The 16,750-nt window shown below is 71.7% G+C and carries 14 protein-coding genes; 8 read left to right on the forward strand and 6 right to left on the reverse strand.

Annotated features, from left to right (window positions below; genetic code table 11):
• The first annotated feature begins 94 nt into the window (after positions 1–94).
• The 8 genes from AC0OO9_RS20695 to AC0OO9_RS20730 are packed head-to-tail and all read left to right on the forward strand — an operon-like array spanning position 95 to position 10,434.
• A complete protein-coding gene (locus AC0OO9_RS20695; protein WP_484511701.1) occupies positions 95–1,456 on the forward strand; it encodes a glycosyltransferase family 2 protein in 1,362 nt (453 codons plus the stop codon).
• On the forward strand, positions 1,453–2,475 hold the full coding sequence (locus AC0OO9_RS20700; protein WP_484511702.1) for an ABC transporter ATP-binding protein: 1,023 nt from the start codon (positions 1,453–1,455) through the stop codon (positions 2,473–2,475). The genes AC0OO9_RS20695 and AC0OO9_RS20700 overlap by 4 nt, the downstream gene beginning before the upstream one ends.
• Entirely contained in the window at positions 2,475–3,269 is a 795-nt protein-coding gene (locus AC0OO9_RS20705; RefSeq protein ID WP_484511703.1) for an ABC transporter permease, read from the forward strand. Before AC0OO9_RS20700 ends, AC0OO9_RS20705 begins: the two co-directional genes overlap by 1 nt.
• Positions 3,262–4,068, forward strand: a complete 807-nt coding sequence (locus tag AC0OO9_RS20710) for an ABC transporter permease (protein WP_484511705.1) — start codon at positions 3,262–3,264, stop codon at positions 4,066–4,068. The genes AC0OO9_RS20705 and AC0OO9_RS20710 overlap by 8 nt, the downstream gene beginning before the upstream one ends.
• A 1-nt stretch (position 4,069) precedes the next feature.
• On the forward strand, positions 4,070–5,647 hold the full coding sequence (locus tag AC0OO9_RS20715) for a hypothetical protein (protein WP_484511707.1): 1,578 nt from the start codon (positions 4,070–4,072) through the stop codon (positions 5,645–5,647).
• Positions 5,640–6,524 carry a TauD/TfdA family dioxygenase gene (locus AC0OO9_RS20720; protein WP_484511708.1) on the forward strand — a complete coding sequence of 295 codons (885 nt, stop codon included), beginning with the start codon at positions 5,640–5,642 and terminating at the stop codon, positions 6,522–6,524. The genes AC0OO9_RS20715 and AC0OO9_RS20720 overlap by 8 nt, the downstream gene beginning before the upstream one ends.
• Positions 6,521–8,524 (forward strand): hypothetical protein, encoded by a 2,004-nt coding sequence (locus tag AC0OO9_RS20725; protein ID WP_484511709.1) that lies wholly within the window; start codon positions 6,521–6,523, stop codon positions 8,522–8,524. The genes AC0OO9_RS20720 and AC0OO9_RS20725 overlap by 4 nt, the downstream gene beginning before the upstream one ends.
• Positions 8,521–10,434 (forward strand): TOMM precursor leader peptide-binding protein, encoded by a 1,914-nt coding sequence (locus AC0OO9_RS20730; RefSeq protein ID WP_484511711.1) that lies wholly within the window; start codon positions 8,521–8,523, stop codon positions 10,432–10,434. The genes AC0OO9_RS20725 and AC0OO9_RS20730 overlap by 4 nt, the downstream gene beginning before the upstream one ends.
• A gap of 26 nt (positions 10,435–10,460) precedes the next feature.
• Here the strand turns inward: AC0OO9_RS20730 and AC0OO9_RS20735 are convergent, their stop codons facing one another.
• From AC0OO9_RS20735 to AC0OO9_RS20760, 6 genes are all read right to left on the reverse strand, one after another.
• Positions 10,461–10,763, reverse strand: coding sequence for an Lrp/AsnC family transcriptional regulator (locus tag AC0OO9_RS20735; protein ID WP_484511713.1), 303 nt, complete (start codon positions 10,761–10,763; stop codon positions 10,461–10,463).
• Between the two features lie 96 nt (positions 10,764–10,859).
• Positions 10,860–12,635 (reverse strand): ABC transporter ATP-binding protein, encoded by a 1,776-nt coding sequence (locus AC0OO9_RS20740; RefSeq protein WP_484511714.1) that lies wholly within the window; start codon positions 12,633–12,635, stop codon positions 10,860–10,862.
• 1 nt (position 12,636) lies between these two features.
• The gene (locus AC0OO9_RS20745; RefSeq protein ID WP_484511716.1) at positions 12,637–14,541 is read right to left on the reverse strand and encodes an ABC transporter ATP-binding protein; all 1,905 of its coding nucleotides are present in this window, start codon (positions 14,539–14,541) and stop codon (positions 12,637–12,639) included.
• A 184-nt stretch (positions 14,542–14,725) separates the two neighbouring features.
• On the reverse strand, positions 14,726–15,667 hold the full coding sequence (locus AC0OO9_RS20750) for a glycosyltransferase family 2 protein (protein ID WP_484511718.1): 942 nt from the start codon (positions 15,665–15,667) through the stop codon (positions 14,726–14,728).
• A gap of 124 nt (positions 15,668–15,791) precedes the next feature.
• A complete protein-coding gene (locus AC0OO9_RS20755; RefSeq protein ID WP_484511720.1) occupies positions 15,792–16,328 on the reverse strand; it encodes a hypothetical protein in 537 nt (178 codons plus the stop codon).
• Positions 16,318–16,704: a carboxymuconolactone decarboxylase family protein gene (locus AC0OO9_RS20760; RefSeq protein ID WP_484511721.1), complete on the reverse strand. Its 387-nt coding sequence runs from the start codon at positions 16,702–16,704 to the stop codon at positions 16,318–16,320. Before AC0OO9_RS20760 ends, AC0OO9_RS20755 begins: the two co-directional genes overlap by 11 nt.
• Positions 16,705–16,750 lie beyond the last annotated feature (46 nt).

Below are 16,750 nucleotides of genomic sequence, written 5' to 3' on the forward strand. Positions count from 1 at the left end.
GTCGGCCAGCCCGGCACCGGACGCACCACGGTCGGGGTGCCGGCGGCGCCGGCACCCCGACCCCACGAGGTGACCTTTGACGGGAGGAAGTCGGATGACGGCACGGACGGACGACGAGATCGAGCTGAGCGTGGTCATACCGACGCACCAGGACGCGCAGTGCCTGGCACCGACGCTGCGGTCGCTGACCCGCCAGACGCTGAGCCCCGAGCGCTTCGAGGTGGTGGTGGTCCGGGACGGCGGATCCCCCGAGGGGTACGCCGACATCGCCCAGGTCGCGAGGGGCATCGACCTGCGCCTGCTGGAGTTCCCCGAGCGGCGGGGCCGGGCGGCCGCCCGTAACGAGGCGGTCCGGCACACCCGGTCGCCGCTGCTGCTGTTTCTCGACGCCGACTCGTACACCTCGCCGCAGTTGCTGGAGCGCCACCTGGCCCACCACGCGGTCCCCGGTCGGCCCGCCGTGCTGCTGGGCCGCCGCGACGAGTTGAGCCTGGCGCACGTCGAGGCCGCGCTGGAGGGAAAGGAGGTCGTCGACGTCCCCCGGCGCCGCGCGGACGGCGGCGGCGACCTGCGCTTCCCGCACGGTGAGCCGCCGGGGCAGGAGTGGCTCCGGGCGGGTTGGCTGTTCAGCTACACCCACAACATCTCGGTCGCCCGTGACCTGTTCGACCTGGCCGGTGGCTTCGACGAGCGCTTCGGGCTGCGCTGGGGACTGGAGGACATCGAGCTGTTCTACCGGGTGCACAAGCACCTCGGCCTGAGCGAGCTGAACTTCGCCTTCGACGACGAGGCCCGCGCCTTCCACCTGCCGCACCACCGCAACATCGACCGGAACTGGGCCGAGTTCGCCGCCAACCGGGCGCTCGCCGCCGAGCAGGTCATCGAGTGGGAGTTCTACGGCATGCTGGAGGTGTACGACTCGGTGGAGCGGATCGTGCACTACCGCTCCGCCGTCACCGACTGCGTACGCCGGTCGACCTGCCGGATCGGGCCGGCGGCAGAACGGCTCGCCGACCGCCTTCCCGGCCCGCGCGTGCTGTGGGTGGGCACCGGCAGCGCGGAGGCCGACCTGCCGGCCGGGGCCGTCACCTTCGACTACGCCGCCCCGCCCGGCCCGACCAACCACCACCTGATCGGCATGGACCCGCCGATCGCACCGGGCAGCCTCGACGCGGTGGTCAGTGTGGACTTCTGGCGGCACCTGCGGTGGGACGACCTCTGCCAGTTCGTCAACGTCGCCGGCCGGCTGGCCGGCGAGGTGCACCTGGTCCGCACCGCAGACCCCGGAACGGCGTCGTTGCCCCCGGGGCAGGCAGGGCTGGACCACGTGCGCCGCGCCCTCGGCGCCGCGTTCACCACCGACCTGACCCGCGTCGACGGGCTCGGTGACGTGCTGACCCTGCGTCCGCTGCCGGCGGCCTTCGAGCCGGCCCTCTCCGAGCCGGCCGGCCCGTGACCGCGCCGCTGATCCGGGCGCGCGGACTGACCAAGACGTTCCGGATGCCGGACAAGCCGCCCGGCCTGGCCGGCTCGCTCCGGCACCTGGTGCGGCCCCGGCACCACGAGCGCACCGCGGTCGACGGCGTGGACCTCACCATCGGCGCCGGCGAGGCGGTGGCGTACGTGGGACCGAACGGAGCCGGCAAGTCGACGACGGTGAAGTTGTTGACCGGCATCCTGCATCCGACCGCCGGGCAGGTCGAGGTGTGCGGGGTGACCCCGCACCGGGACCGGCACGCCAACGCCCGCAACATCGGGGTCCTCTTCGGCCAGCGCAGCCAGCTCTGGTGGGACCTGCAGGTGCGGGACTCCCTGGCGCTGCTGCGGGACATCCATCGGATCCCCCGCCGGCGGTACGCGGAGCGGCTCGCCGAGTTCGACGCGCTGCTCGGGCTGGGCGAGCTGCTGCCGGTGGTGGCCCGGCGGCTGTCGCTGGGCCAGCGGATGCGGGCCGACCTGGCCGCCGCGCTCCTGCACTCGCCCCGGGTGGTCTTCCTGGACGAGCCGACCATCGGGCTGGACATCATCGCCCGGCAGGCCGTCCGGGACTTCCTGCGCGCCCAGTGTCGGGCCGGCACGACGCTGCTGCTCACCACCCACGACATCGGCGACATCGAGCAGGTGTGCCGCCGCCTGATCGTGATCGACGGCGGCCGGATCATCTTCGACGGGCCGATGGAGACCGTCCGGCGGATGCTCGCCCGGGACCGGACGCTGCACCTGTCCCTGGACCGGGACTGGGCCGGCGACCTCGACGTCGGGCTGCCCGGCACGCGGGTCACCGCCGGGGACTCGCCGCGGCGCCTGTCGGTCACCTTCGACCGGGACCGGTTCGGCGCCGGCGAGGTGGTCTCGGCGGTGTCGTCGGTGGCCGGGGTCGTCGACCTGCGCATCGACGAGCCGTCCCTGGAGGACGTGGTCCGCCGCGCGTACGCGGGCGAGCTCGGCCGGGCGGCCGGAGTGGTCCGGGCCTGATGACGCCGTACCTGACGCTGAGCCGGATGGCCTGGTCCACCGTACTGGTCTACCGCACCGAGTTCCTGCTGCAACTGGTCGGCAGCGTGGTTCAGGCGGTGGCGCTGTTCGCGGTGTGGCGGGCGCTGTTCGCCGGGGACGCCGACGGCAGCCTGGCCGGGCTCTCCTGGGACCAGATGAAGGGCTACCTGTTCATCTCGTTCCTCACCGGGACCGTCCTGTCCAGCTTCACCGACGGTCAGCTCGCGCTGCGGGTGCTGGACGGATCGGTCGCGCTGGACCTGGTCCGGCCGATCGACTACCAGGTGGCCCGCTTCGCCGAGTCGATCGGCTACCTGTTCGGCGAGCTGATGGTGGTCGCGGCGATGGGCACGGCCCTGCTGGTGGTCTTCGGCGGCGCCCCGCTGCCCGACGCGCCCCAGGCCGCCCTGTTCCTGGTGAGCCTCACCGCCGTCGTACCGCTGAAGTTCGCCCTGGTCTACGCGGTCGGGCTGGCCTGCTTCTGGACGGGCAACTTCCACGGGCTCAGCATGTCGCGCGTCGCGGTGACGAGCATCCTGTCCGGCGCGCTGGTGCCGATCGCCCTGTACCCGCAGTGGTTGCAGACGATCTGCGCGTTCTCCCCGTTCCCGGGCATCGTCTCCACCCCGGCGCTGATCTTCCTCGGCGAGGCCCGGGGCGCAACGGCGCTGTCCCTGGTCGGGGTCCAACTGCTGTGGACCGTGCTGCTCTGGCTGGCGGCGCGGCTGTTGTGGCGGATCGCGGTCCGCCGGCTGGTGGTGCACGGTGGATGACCGACTCCGCCCGCCGGGGGCCCTGGGCATCTACCGGCGCCTGCTCGGCGCCCACCTGCGCGCCGTGTCGGAGTACCGCACCGACGCCCTGCTCACCGTGGGCGCGACGGTGCTCGGCCAGCTCGCCGGGCTGGTGTTCGTCGTGACGATCTTCGCGCAGACCCCGGTGCTGGTCGGCTGGAGCAGGTGGGAGGTGCTCTGCGTCTGCGGGATGGTGATGCTCGCCGAGGGGATCGGCTCGTTGTTCTGCGAGGGCGCGTGGCAGCTCAGCGGCATGGTGAACCTGGGCGGCCTGGACTACTTCCTGGTCCGGCCCTACCCGGTGGTGCTCCAGGTGACCGGCTCGGCGGTGGGCGTCAACGGGCTCGGCAACGTGCTGATCGGCGGGCTGCTGCTCGGCCTGTCCGCCGGCCGGACCGCGGTGGCGTGGACGCCGCTCACCCTGCTGTGGGCGGGTGTCCTGCTGGTCAGCGGGATCCTGGTCAAGACCGCCCTCAGCCTCGCCACCAACGCCCTGGCGTTCTGGCTGCTCAGCCCGTCGAACTCGGTCGCGGTCAGCGTGCACCTGCTCGGTGACCTGGCCCGTTACCCGCTGACCGTGTACGGCCCGGGACTGCGGTCGTTGCTGACCGTGGTGCCGGTGGCGTTCGTCGGCTACTTCCCGGCCGCGGCGCTGCTGGGCAAGGGTGGCTCGGCCATCGTCGGCGTGGCGACCCCGCTGGTCGGTCTGGTCGCCGTCACCGGCGCACTGGCGGTGTTCGGACTCGGGTTGCGCCGCTACGAGAGCGCGGGCACCTGACGTGGCGGGCACGGAACCGGCAGGGGAGACGACGGGCGTCGTCGCCGCCTACCTGAGGGCGGTCGCGGCGCAGTCGGGCGCCGCGCCCGCGACCTACCCGCCGCCGGGCGGCAAACGGTATCCGGGCAGCCGGCGATGGCAGCTGCGCTGGCCGGGGCCGGGGGCGCCGCCGCTCGGACCGACCGGCGTCGACCGGCTCAGCGCGCTGCTGCTGGGGTACGCGCCCCGCCGGCTGGAGCTGATCACCAACGCCGCCTTCGCCGCGATGAGCGGGCGGCCCACCGCCCTTCCCGAGCAGGCGCGGCTGCTGCCCGCGTGGTTCACGTCCCGGCGCGCGGTGCCCTCCGGGGGCGCGTTCCACGCCGCCGAGCTGTACGTCGTCTGGGCCGGCACCGCCGAGCTGCCCGCCGGGGTCTACCACCACGACCCCGTCCACCACGCCCTGGAACTGCTCCACCCCGGAGACTCGGGTGCCGGCCTGGACCGCCTGCTCGGTGCCGCCGGTCCGGAGCCGCGCCACGCGCTGGTGGTGACCTGCCGCGCCTTCAAGAACGCCGGCAAGTACCGGGCCTTCGGCTACCAGCTCGCGATGATGGACAGCGGCGTCCTGTTGGGTCAGCTCGCCGGGTCGCCGCTGGCCGGGCGGCTCCACCTGGCCGCCGACCCGAGCACCGCCGAGGACCTGCTCGGACTGCCCGGTGAGTTGGAGACCGTCGTCGCCGTCGTCGAGCTGCCGGTGAGCCGTTGCGGTGGGGGCGCCGGCGTCAGCCCGTCGCCGTCGGCCTTCGTGCCCCCGACGCCGGTCGGGCTGGACGGCGACCGGCACAACCTGGCTACGGCCGACCCCGCCGTCACCGCCCTGCACCGGGCGGTCCGGGCCGGTGCCCGGCCCGTGCCGCGAGTTCCGTCGGCCGACGCCGTCGCACCACCGGTGCCCGCCGGGCCGGGGCCGTCGTCGTCCGTCGCGTTGCCGCCACCGGCCGCGCCGTCCCGCGCCGCCGCCGCCCACCGGGCGTCGGCCAACGACCTCGCGCCGGGCCTGACCGTCGCCCAGCTCGCCGGCATCCTCGCGTACGCGGGGGGCCGCCGGCCCGGCGGCGCGCTGGCCGAGCTGACCGGGCACCCGCACCATCCCGCCCTGTGGTGCCTGGTCAGCCAGGTGGAGGGACTGGCGCCGGGCGCCTACCGGTACGACCGGGACCGGCACCTGCTGTGCCCGTCGACCGCTCACGACGGCGCCCCGAGCCGGGTCCACAACCCGCTGGACACCGCGATGAGCACGGCCGGCGCCAGTCTCTTCGTCGTGGCCGGGGGCCAGCCGCCGATCGACCGCCTCGATCCCCTCGCACTGCGGGACCTGTACCTGCGTACCGGCGCGGCGGTGCAGCTCGCCGCGCTGGCCGCGCAGACCGTCGGGGCGGCCACCCGCCCGATGGGCGGCTTCGACGTCGGGGCCGCCACCGCCCTGCTGGGGCTGCCGGCCGGCGCGGTGCCCCTGCTGCAACTGCTGGTCGGCGTACCGAGACCACGGGCCGGCTCGCTGGCCGTGGCGTTCACGGAGGGAAGTGCGGATGCGTGACGACCAGGTGCCGGTGCTCACCGGTACGCGGGAACCGGCGGACGTCCTGGCGGCGGTCGTCGAGCACGGGGCGGTGCTGCTGCGCGATGGCGGGTGGCGACGGGACACCTTCGTGGCGCTCGGCGACGCGTTGATGGCGCCCGTCGCGTACGCGGGCGGCTTCCACCAGGAACGCGACGTCATCGGCGACGACCGGACGACCACGACGGTCACCCGGGGCACCAGGGGCATGCCGCTGCACCGGGAGGCGTCGTACGCCCCCGGCTCTCCCGACCTGATCACCTTCCTGTGCGAGCGGCCGGCGGCCGACGCGGGCCGCACCACGCTGTGCGACGGCGTCGCCCTGCTCGGCGCGCTGCCGGCCGGGACGCGGGCCGCGTTCGAGCGGCTGGAGATCGTCTGGGAGAACGTCCTGCCCACCGGCGAATGGCAGCGGGCGTTCGGCACGGACGACCCGACCACCGTCCGGACGGCGCTGCGGCAGTGGGAGCCGTACCTGCGGCCGTGGGAGTCGGTGCACATCCGCGCCACCGCGACCGCGCTGGTCACCGGCTTCGGCACCCGGTGCACCCCGCCCACGCGGTTCGGCGGCGTCCCGGCGTTCTGCAACTCGCTGTTCATCAGCCGGCCCGGTGAGGACGAGTACCACGACCAGCGGCTGCGGGTGCGCACGGCAGCGGGCGGACCGGTCCCTGCGGACCTGCTGTCGGTCGCGGCGGAGGCCGCGCGCGAGCTGACCGTCGCGGTGCCGTGGCAGGCCGGTGACGTGCTGGTCGTCGACAACTCCCGCTACCTGCACGGTCGCCAGGCTTTCACCGACACCGGCCGGTCGGTCATGGTCCGGATGGGACACCTGCACCAGGAGGAGACGACATGAGGGCGAAACTGCGCGACGACCTGCTCTACGTGCCGGTCGAGAACGGCGTCTACCTGGAGACCGGCCGGGGCAGCACCGAGCTCAGCGGCGGTGCCGCGTACCGCCTGGTCCAGCAGCTCGCCCCGCACCTGGACGGCAGCCGTACGGTGGAGTCGCTCACCTCCGGCCTGCCGCCGGCCCAGCAGCGCGTCGTCGCCGACATGGTGACCATGCTCGTCCGTCGCGGCATCGCCCGGGACCTGGATGCCGAGCCGCCGCACGGGTTGCAGGACTGGGAGCTCGACCGGTACCGGCAGGCGATCATGTACGCCGAGCACGTCGCCGACGCCCCCGCGCACCGCTTCGAGGGCTTCCGCAACTCCCGGGTGCTTGTCGTCGGCGCCGGAGCGGCCCTGCACAGCCTGGTGCAGACCCTGTTCGACCTGGGGCTGCGAGCGGCGACGGTGATGGATACCGGCGAGGAGCCGGCCGGCGACGAGGCGTACCGGCGGATCCTGGACCGCTGCCGCGACGGCGACCCGACCGTCACGCTGCGGCAGGTCCCCGACGACACGGCGGGGCCCGGGTCCGAGGTGGCGCTGGCGGCGACGTTCGGCGGGTTCGACGCGGTGCTGCACTGCACCGGCCACGAGCTGGCGGGCCGGGCGCTGGCCGTGACCCGGGCGGCCCGCGCCGCCGGGATCCCGGCGCTGCACGCGGTACCCGTCGGCGACGCCGCGTGGGTCGGGCCGACCAGCGGCGGTGTCGTCGCCGGCTGCTGGGAGTGCGGCATACGCGCGGCGCACAGCGCTGGCCCCACCGGCGGCGTCCTCGCCGTGCACGACCGGACGGACCGGCGGTCGGAGCTGCTGAACGGGCCGATGGAGACGCTGCTCGGTGCGGTCCTGGGCTTCGCCTACTTCCGGGGCGCGGTCGGCGCAGCGGGTGCCGGGGCGAACACCATGACCCACGTCGACCTGGCCTCCGGGGAGACCAGCGAGCACCTGCTCGGTATCCACCCCCGGTGCGGCACCTGCGCGGGGCGGGACGCCCCGGGCGGGCTCGCCGAGCGGGTGACCCGGATGGCGGGCCGATCGCCGCTCGACCCGGACATGTTCGCCAGCCGGGTGACGACGCTGATCGACCGGCGGCTCGGCCCGGTCGTCGAGGTGGGCACCGGCGAGCACTCCCAGTTGTCGGTGAGCTGCCTGGCGGCGACCGTCGCCGACCTGACCGGCGACGGAGGGGGCCCCCGGGTCGTCACCGCCGTCGGCAGGAGCCGCCGGCAGGCCCTCGTGCGGGCCACGGTCGCCGGGCTCGAACTGCTTGCCGCGGAGGCCGTCGCGACCGGGCGCGGAACGCGGGCCGCCGGGGCCGGCACGGCGACCGCCGAAGTCGAACCGCCGGCCGCCCAGGCCGACGACGGGTGGTGGGACCCACTGGCCGGGGTCGCCGTGCCGGCGGCTGTAGTGGCGTCGTACCCGGTCGTCGTGGCCGGCGGCCTCAGCTGGGCCGAGGCCCAGGGCCGGGCGGCGCTCCGGCTGGCGCACGCCACGGCGGACGGGCCGCCCGAGCCAGGGCAGGCCGAGCCCGGGCAGGCCGCCGGGGACGGCGGACGGGACCGGTGGCCGGCGGCCGCCCGGCAGCTCGCCGATGACATGGCCGTCCTGGGCCACGAGCTGCACGCCTGGCGCTCCGCGTCCGACGTGCCGACGGTGTTCGTCGGGACCGACGAGCGCTGGCTGGCGCATGCCTGCGCCACCGATGTCCAGGTGGCGTGGGACCTCGCCACCCAGGCTGCCGCCGCCATCCTCACCGGCCGTGGCCCGCACGGCGCCGACGTCGGGCCGGACGCCGGCGCCGGCACCTGGGACGGCGACCTGGAGGTGCTGCTCAAGGGGCTCGCGGCAGGTGGTCGGCGGCTCCTGCTCCGCCCCGTCGACGCACTGCCGGCCCTGCGGGGCGTGCTTCCGTTCGTGGTCGAGGCCACCCTGACCGACGGCACCGGAGGAGTTCGATGACCCACACGACGGAACCGGGGCTGCGGCTGAGCGGCGAGGGCGACCTGCACCGGGCGGTGGCCGCGAGCGTCGATCCGCGCACCGCGCCGGGCATCGAGCTCGTTGTGGTCGACCGGACGGAGGCCGACCGGGTGCTCGCCGCCGCGACCGGGGCGTACCGGGACGGGCGTGACTTCCTGCCGGTCTACCCGACCCCGCGCGGGGTCCGGATCGGCCCCTACACCAGGGCCGGCACTCCGGGCTGCCACCACTGTGTCCGGATCCGGGAGGGCCGGGCCCGGGTCACCGGCACCCCGCAGCGCTCGGCGCTGTGGGAGGCCCTCTACGACGGCACGGCGCAGGCGCCCCCACCCGTACTCGCGTCGCCGGTCCGGTCCGTCGTGGCCGCCCTGGTCGCCGACGAGCTGGCCCGCGCGGGCGCTGGCGCGGTCCCCCGGAGCGCCGGGGCCGTGCTGGAGGTGGACACCGCGACCCTGCGCATCAGCCGGCACCGGTTCATCGCCGACCCGGAGTGCTCACTCTGCGGCCACCTGCCGGACGACAGCCCGGCGGCGGGCGGCCTGGCCCTGGTGTCCCGGCCCAAGCCCCGGCCCGACGAGTACCGGGCACGCAGTCTTGCCGACGAGCACGAGCGGCTGCTGGACCTGATGGTCGACGGCGAGACCGGTCTGATCTCGACGATGACCGTCTACCACCACCACCCGATGATCCTCGCCGCGGCGATCGGCGGCCCCGCCTGCTGCACGGAGCTGGCCGGCTACGGCCGGACGTTCAGCTACCCGGCCAGCGTGTCCGTCGCCATCGCCGAGGCGCTGGAACGTCTCGGCGGCACCCTGCCCCGGACCAGGCGGACCAGCGTCATCGCCTCCTTCCGCGAGCTGGGACCGGACCGGGCCGTCGACCCTGTGACCCTCGGACTGCCCGAGCGGCCACCGAGCCACAAGTCGGTCCGCTACCACCCGGACCTGCCGGTGGAGTGGGTGTACGGCTACTCGTTCCGGCGCGGCGGTCCCGTGCTGGTGCCGGAGAGCTTCGCCTACTACGGCTCCCACCAGACCATGTTCGGCGTGGAGAGCTCGAACGGCTGCGCCCTCGGTGGGACGATGGAGGAGGCGATCCTGCACGGCATCTTCGAGGTGGCCGAGCGCGACGCCTTCCTGGCGACCTGGTTCGCCCGGTTGCCGGTGCCCCGGGTCGACCCGATGACCTCCGCCGACCCGATGGCCCGGCTGCTCGTACGGTGGCTGGAGCGCACCACCGGCAGCCGGCTGCACGTCTTCGACATCACCATGCCGGAGGGAATCCCGGCCCTGTGGCTGATGCTCGTCGACGAGGAGGGCCGGCCGGGCCAGCCCAAGACGTTCTGCGGTGCCGGCGCCCATCTCGACCCCGAGCGGGCGCTGTGGGCGGGGCTCGTCGAGCTGGCCAGCGTCGCCGACGCCACCCGGGACATGGTCGCCGAGGACATCACCGCGCCGAGCCTGGTCGCCGACCCGGATCTCGTGCTGCGGATGGAGGATCACATGCTGGTGGCCGCCGCACCCGAGAGCTGGCACCGCTTCGGTTTCCTCTACGAGCGCGACGAGATCCTGTCGATGGCGCAGGCGTTCCCCGCCGCCGAGCGCTACCGGCCGGCCGACGACCTGCTCGACGACCTGACCGGCGTGGTCGACCGCTATCTCCGCGACGGTCTCGACGTGGTGGTGGTCGACCAGACGGCCCTGGAACAGGCCAAGGCGGACCTGACCTGCGTCAAGGTCATCGTCCCGGGGCTGCTGCCGATGGCGTTCGGGCACCGCAACCGGCGCGTCGACCTGCCCCGGCTACGCGACCTGCCGGTGCGGCTCGGCTACCGGGACGCCCCGCTGACCCCGGAGGAGATCAACCCGCACCCGCACCCGTTCCCGTAGCCTCCGCCACGCTCCGACGGCCTACCTCAAGGCGCGGGCGGCAGGATCATGCCCGCCCGCTTGACGGAACGCAGGGCGACGGCCACGTCCGCGTGCTGGAGGCCGGGGAGTTGGCCGATGGTGCCGGAGAGGAACTCGTAGAGGGCGGCGTCGCTCTCCAGCGCGATCTCGCCGCACAGGTTCCGGTCGCCGGTCGTCGCGGAGATCATGAGTACGGCGGGGTGCGCGGCGAGCAGTTCGCCGGCCTGTCCGAGCTGCGTGGGGTTGACGCTGAATGTGACGAAGGCGTTCATCGCGAGCCCGACGAGGCTGGGCCCGACGGTCCGCATGCGCAGGAATCCGGGGCAGACCACACCCTCCGGCGACCCGGGGGAACCTCACCCTCCTCCTCCCCGCGCACGGCGACACCTGCGAAGTCTCGACGATCAGCGGTATGCGGCCGCCTGCATGCTGAAGAACTCGGCGTACATCCCGTTGAGCGCCAGAAGCTCGTCGTGGCTGCCGGACTCTGCGATCCGCCCGCCCGACACGACCAGGATCAAGTCAGCCATCCGGACGGTCGAGAACCGGTGTGACACGAAGACCGTGACGCCGCCGGTACGGATCCCCACGTCACGCGCCGCGTCGGAGTACCGATCGAACAAGGCATGCTCGGTCAGCGGGTCCAGGGCGGCGGCGGGCTCGTCGAGCAACAGCAGCAGCGGATCGTCGCGCATCATCGACCGGCTCAACGCGATGCGCTGCCACTGCCCGCCCGACAGTTCAGCGCCGTTGTCGTAGGACTTGCCCAGGTAGGTCTCCAGGCCGATCGGCAGCCGGTCGATCACCTCCTGCGCGTCTGCTCGCCGGACCGCCCGCTCCACCACGCCTGGTTCGTCGAGTCGAGGCAGGTCACCGAGGCCGACGCTGCTTCTGGCCCGCAGCTCCAGCCGGATGTAGTCCTGGAAGCTGGCGGAGATCCGTCGGCGCCATCCCAGCGGGTCGAGCCGCCGCAGATCGGCGCCATCTATGGTGATCTCGCCTGCGGTCGGCCGGTAGAACTGGCAGAGCAGCTTGACCAGGGTGGACTTGCCGGCACCGTTGTCGCCGACGATGGCCACGATCGTGCCGGAAGGGATGCGCAGGCTGAGGCCTTGCAGCACGTCGGTATTGGTGCCCGGGTAGCGGAACGCGACGTCACGCAGCTCGATGCCGTCGGTGAGGACGGCGGGCGGTGTCTGGTCAGCCGGCGGGCCGGGTTCCGGCGGCGTGGCGTCGCGGATCCAGCTCAACCAGCCGAAGGCGCGGGCGTTGCGTTGCAGCGCCTGGGCGAGCGCGACGGCGCCGGCAGCTTGCGCGTTGGTCTGCACGGCCAGCGTGATGGCGAGGACGACGTCGCCGACGGTACGCTCGCCGCTGATAGCGGCGCGGACGACCAGGACGATGGAGCCGATGTACCCGAGCGCGAAGATCAGCTGACCGGTGAACCGCAGGGCCGCGCCGGCACATTCAGCCCGGCGCAAGCGGCTGTCCACCTCGCGGCGGACCACCCCGTGGCGGCGGCGGAGCTCTCCGCCGAGCCCGAAGAGCCGAATCTCCTTGGCAGCGATCGAGCTGAGGGCCAGATCGAACAGGTGCCAGCTCATGCGGGTCGACTCGGCGGTCGCGAGTTCGGCATGTTCCAGCCGCTTCTCGGCCAGCCGCCCGGCGATCAGCGGGGGGACACCGAAGACCGGCAGCAGGAGCAGCCACGGCTCGATGCGGGCGAGCAGCACAGCGGTCAGGGTGATCTGGGTGAGTAGCACCCCGATCGTCAGGACGGTCTGCACGCTCTGACTCAGCGTCCACGACTGCTGTCGGAGCAGCTCGAAGCGATCTGCGGCGTCCCGCCGTTCGTGCAGCGCCAGCCCGACCGGCCCGTGCGCCAGGTCGCCGAGCTGACGCTCGGTATCCTGCTTGTGCAGATCACCGAGCTCGAAGAAGAAGATGTGAGCGAAGTGCTCCATCGTCAAGCTGAGTAGGACACTCACGGCGGCGGCCGCCGCTGTCCAGACCGCGACATCGGTCCGCCGGTCGAGGGCCGCGTCGACTGCCACACCCAGAAAGAGCGCCAGCAGGGGTCCACTCACGGCGCCGAGCATCATCAACAGGGCGGCGGTGATCAGCCTTCCCGGGCTGAGCCGCCACGCCGAGGCCAGCGTCGCGCCGACACTGCGCGGCATTCTATTCACTGCCTTCTCCCTCTTCCTCGGTGAACCGCGCAGCCTGGAGCCGAAACAGCTCCGCGTAGCGACCGTCGAGGGCGAGCAGCTCTTCGTGGGTGCCTTCCTCGACGACGCGACCGTGTTCCAGCACGACGATCCGGTCGGCACGGCGCACCGTGGAGAACCGGTGCGAGATGACCACGCTGGTGACTCCCCGGGTCAGGTCGAGGAACCGCTCGAAGAACGCCACCTCCGACCGCACGTCCAGGTTGGCGGTTGGCTCGTCGAGGACGAGAATGCTGGCGCCACCCTCGACGGCGACGAGAGCGCGGGCGATCGCGATGCGCTGCCACTGCCCGCCGGACAGCTCGGCGCCGCCGGCGTATCGCCGCGACAGTGGAGTCTCCAGGCCGCGGGGGAGATGACTGACGAAATCCGTCGCGCCGGCCTTCTCCAGGGCAGCCCGGACCGCCTTGTCGGCACGCTCCGGCTCGGTGAGCATCTCGATCGCGCCGAAGGCGACGTTGTCGCGCACTGGCAACTCGAAGTGGGTGAAGTCCTGGAAGATCGCCGCAACCCGGCGCTGCCACGCCGTGGCCGGGAAGGTCCGGATGTCTACGCCGTCAGCGGTGATCGCCCCGGCCGTCGGCTCGTAGAGCCGGGCCAACAGTTTCACGAGGGTGGTCTTGCCTGCGCCGTTGAGGCCGACGATCGCCAGCGAACGGCCGGCCTCGATGGTGAGGTCAAGGTCGTTCAGCACCGGTGGCCCGCCCGGGTAGGCGAAGGACACCTTGTCGAATCTCAGCACCGTCCTGGGCAGTCCAGCCGGATCACCCCTGCCGCTCTCGGTGGCGCGGGCGTCGGCTTCGCTCATCCTCTCGATCCGCTCCACCGACCGGTAGGCATTGAGGCCCTGCTCGGTCGCCACATCGGACTCGGCGATGAACCCGCCGATCCTCATGGCGGCCAGGGACGCCTGGAACACGAGTATCAACCCGCCCAAGCCGAGCAGTCCGGCTGCCGTTGCCTGAGCCGCTTCCGTCAGCAGCGCGCCCAGCAGCACGAAAGCGACAAGAACATAGAGAATGTACGGACCGTAGAACAGCCGACGTCGGGCCCGCCAGACCGGGAGCACGGCGTCCATGGCGGCCGACGTGTACTCCTGCTGCAACCAAGGTAGAAGGCCGAAGACCCGCAACTCCTTCGCCGCCGCGGGCTGGAGCAGCATGGTGCGGAGATATTCGCTGCGGCGCCGCAGCCGGGCGGTGCTCCGGAAGACCTCCGTGAACACCGACAGGCCGAGGCGGTAGCCGAAGCGGATCGTCAGGGCCGCGACGAGCAGAGCTGGCCCGGCCCACCACACGAAGGCGACCGACGTGATCCCAGCGGCGAGCACGGTCTGTAGGTACCGCGAGATCAGCGCGATCTGACCGGCGCCCGCGGCACCCGGCGACCACATTTCGGTCCGCAGCCGGTCCTTGGCATCGGCGACGTGATCGAGCAGCTCTGGATCCTCCATCACGGCCACGCCGCCGCTCGCTTGGGAGGCCGCCATCAACCGGTCACGGACGAGATCGTCGAGGCGACGGCGGATCAGGTTGCCGAGCAGTTCCTGTACCGGCAGCAGCAGCTGCACTCCGAAGAACGCGGCCGCCGCGAGGACGAGGTTGGTCCGAAGATCGCTCCAGGCCACCGACCCGAGCCCGCCGGCTACGGCGTCGGGCACTCGGGCGACCACGGCTGAGGTGGCGAGGATGAACGCGACCGGCAGGATCCCTGCGGCGATCTGGATCATCACGGCGGACGAAACCAGCGGCCAACCGGCATTGGGCACCAGGTGCAGGATTCTCATTCGCCCGTCAAGGCGCGCCCTGTGGCCGTGAACAAATTCCGCCCACACAGATTTCTCGTGCATCGTCACCATCAGGCGCCTCCCGTGCGGCTGTGAACCCTATCGGCGCATGGCAGAGCCCTGCACGTGACGTGCCGACCGAGGCCGGCAACATCGACGACTTCGGTTGGGGTATGCGACTTCATCAATCTAGTGACGTAGGGAGGTGTAGGCATGGGCGTTCACCGAAGCGTGTCGGAACCGTCTCCAGCTCTGCCTACGCGACAGGAGCAGGAAAGTCGTCCTCAACCTCGACACGTGACCCGGGAAAGGCTGCGGGGGTCGACCTTGCGCACATCTCGAACTGCTCGTAGAGATCGGTCCAGTTGGCGCCGACCGCGGGGTTGAAGATTGGCGCAAGCATGGCCTGCAGGATCACCTCGGGAGCTTCCTTGTGCAGCGCGATGAACAGGCTCAAGTTCTTCAGCCAGCCCTCGTAGACAGGCTTGTTGGGGCTCAGGGGTGGCCCTTGATGGTAGGCGAAGCTCTCTTCGTCGAAGACGATCTGCGTACCGGAGCGCCCCAGCCTGTACCCCAACTCGGAATCCTCCAGGCCCCATCCCCGAAATTCCTCGTTGAACCCACCGACGCGCTTGTAGTCGACGCTCGGAACAGAGACGTTGCAGGTGAAGAACAGATGCCACGATGTCCTCAGATCGCCACCGAGATCGCTCAGGCGACTCAGCAGGTCCAGTCTGATGTCGCTCTTGATCAAGCTGCCAAGGAATTCCTCGGCGCCGTCCTTGATGAAGCGATCGTCGAACGCATCCGGAGCCCGCAGGTATTTTCTGAAGCCGATGACGGCCTTCTTCTCGCTCATGACGCGGTAGTGGCGAAGATGCCGATCGACGAAGGTGGGCGGAACCAGTTGATCGCCATCGACAAAAATCAGGATGTCGCCGGTCGCCTCTTCTGCACCGCGATTTCTTGCGGCACTTCTGGACGACGTCGCGGACCGAGGCAGATGCAGGTAGCGGAGCCGGGGGTCGGCTATCATGTGACGCTGCACCGTTTCTGCTGTCGGGTCGGTCGATCCATCATCGACGACGAGCACTTCGAGGGAATCGGAGGCAGCCAGCTTCTGTGCACGGAACGTGCGAAGGCATCTGTCCAGCAGCACGGACGAGTTGAATGCCGGCACAATGGCTGATGCCTTCAACGGCGGTCTCCATTCCAGATCAGAAGCCGGAATTCCCGACGTGGGAAGCCGGGCAACAAGTTGTCAGAAGTTCGATGTCGAACCGCCGGCCCGACAGTCGACGACCGACGCCGCTGCTGTCGGTCTAATCTACGGTTCCGCCGCGGTCAGGTGACCCGGTCGCGCCGTCCCCTGGAGCGTGACGGGATTCCGCGCGCCAGGTGCATCCGTCGCCTGACTGTTCGCACGACACCGTGACGTCCGATTCGACGTAGCGGGCGGCGATGGCGGTGTTGAGTTCCTGACAGTACGGACATGGTGATGCGAAAGTCAGTTTGACGCCGGCGCCGGCGGCCTGTTTGCGGTACCGCAGGATCCCACACTCGGCGTTGCGCAGGACGGTGCCAGAGGGCTGGGGCTCGCTGGTCACTGCCGAGTCGTAGAGCAGCAGTTGGCGCTGCAGCCGGGTCATGAAGTGGACGGTGGCAGACTCTCCGGCGGGCCGCTGCGATTGCAGGAGGTCCGCAGTGATGCGCGAGTTCGCCTGGATCCACGCGGACACGCCCTCATCGCCGTGCACGCCGAGGATGAACTCTTCGGCGGCCGCCTGGGCCTCGAAGAACCGCTGGCGCCAGAGATCGACCTTGACGGCGGGGTCGAGGGGAGCAGGGTCACTGGTCATGGTCGGTGTCCTTGCCAGCGTCGAGCTCGGCGAACACCTCTTGGGCGATGCGCAGCCCGTTGTTGGCGACCGGCCAGCCCCCGTAGTAGGCGAGCTGGATGATGATTTCGACGATCTTCTCCCGTGGCATCCCGAGGTGCAGGGCGGCGCCGATGTGGCCGCGCAGCTCCCAGTCGGTACGGGCCAGGGTGACCGCGGTCAGCGCGATCAACTCGCGCTCCTCGACGCTCAGGTGCGGTCGGGTCCAGATCTCACCGAACAGGTGATCGATGGTGAGCTGGAGGAAGTCGGGGTAGGAGCCTGGGCGGGGTGCACGGCCGAAGACGTGCTTGAACATGGCCTCACCCCGCTCATGTCGGGCAAGCGACTGGTCCATCGATCACTCCTTCGTGTTGCCAGGTGGCCTGTCGGACAGTGGTGAA

This window comes from Micromonospora sp. USAFONa4, from assembly GCF_057197825.1.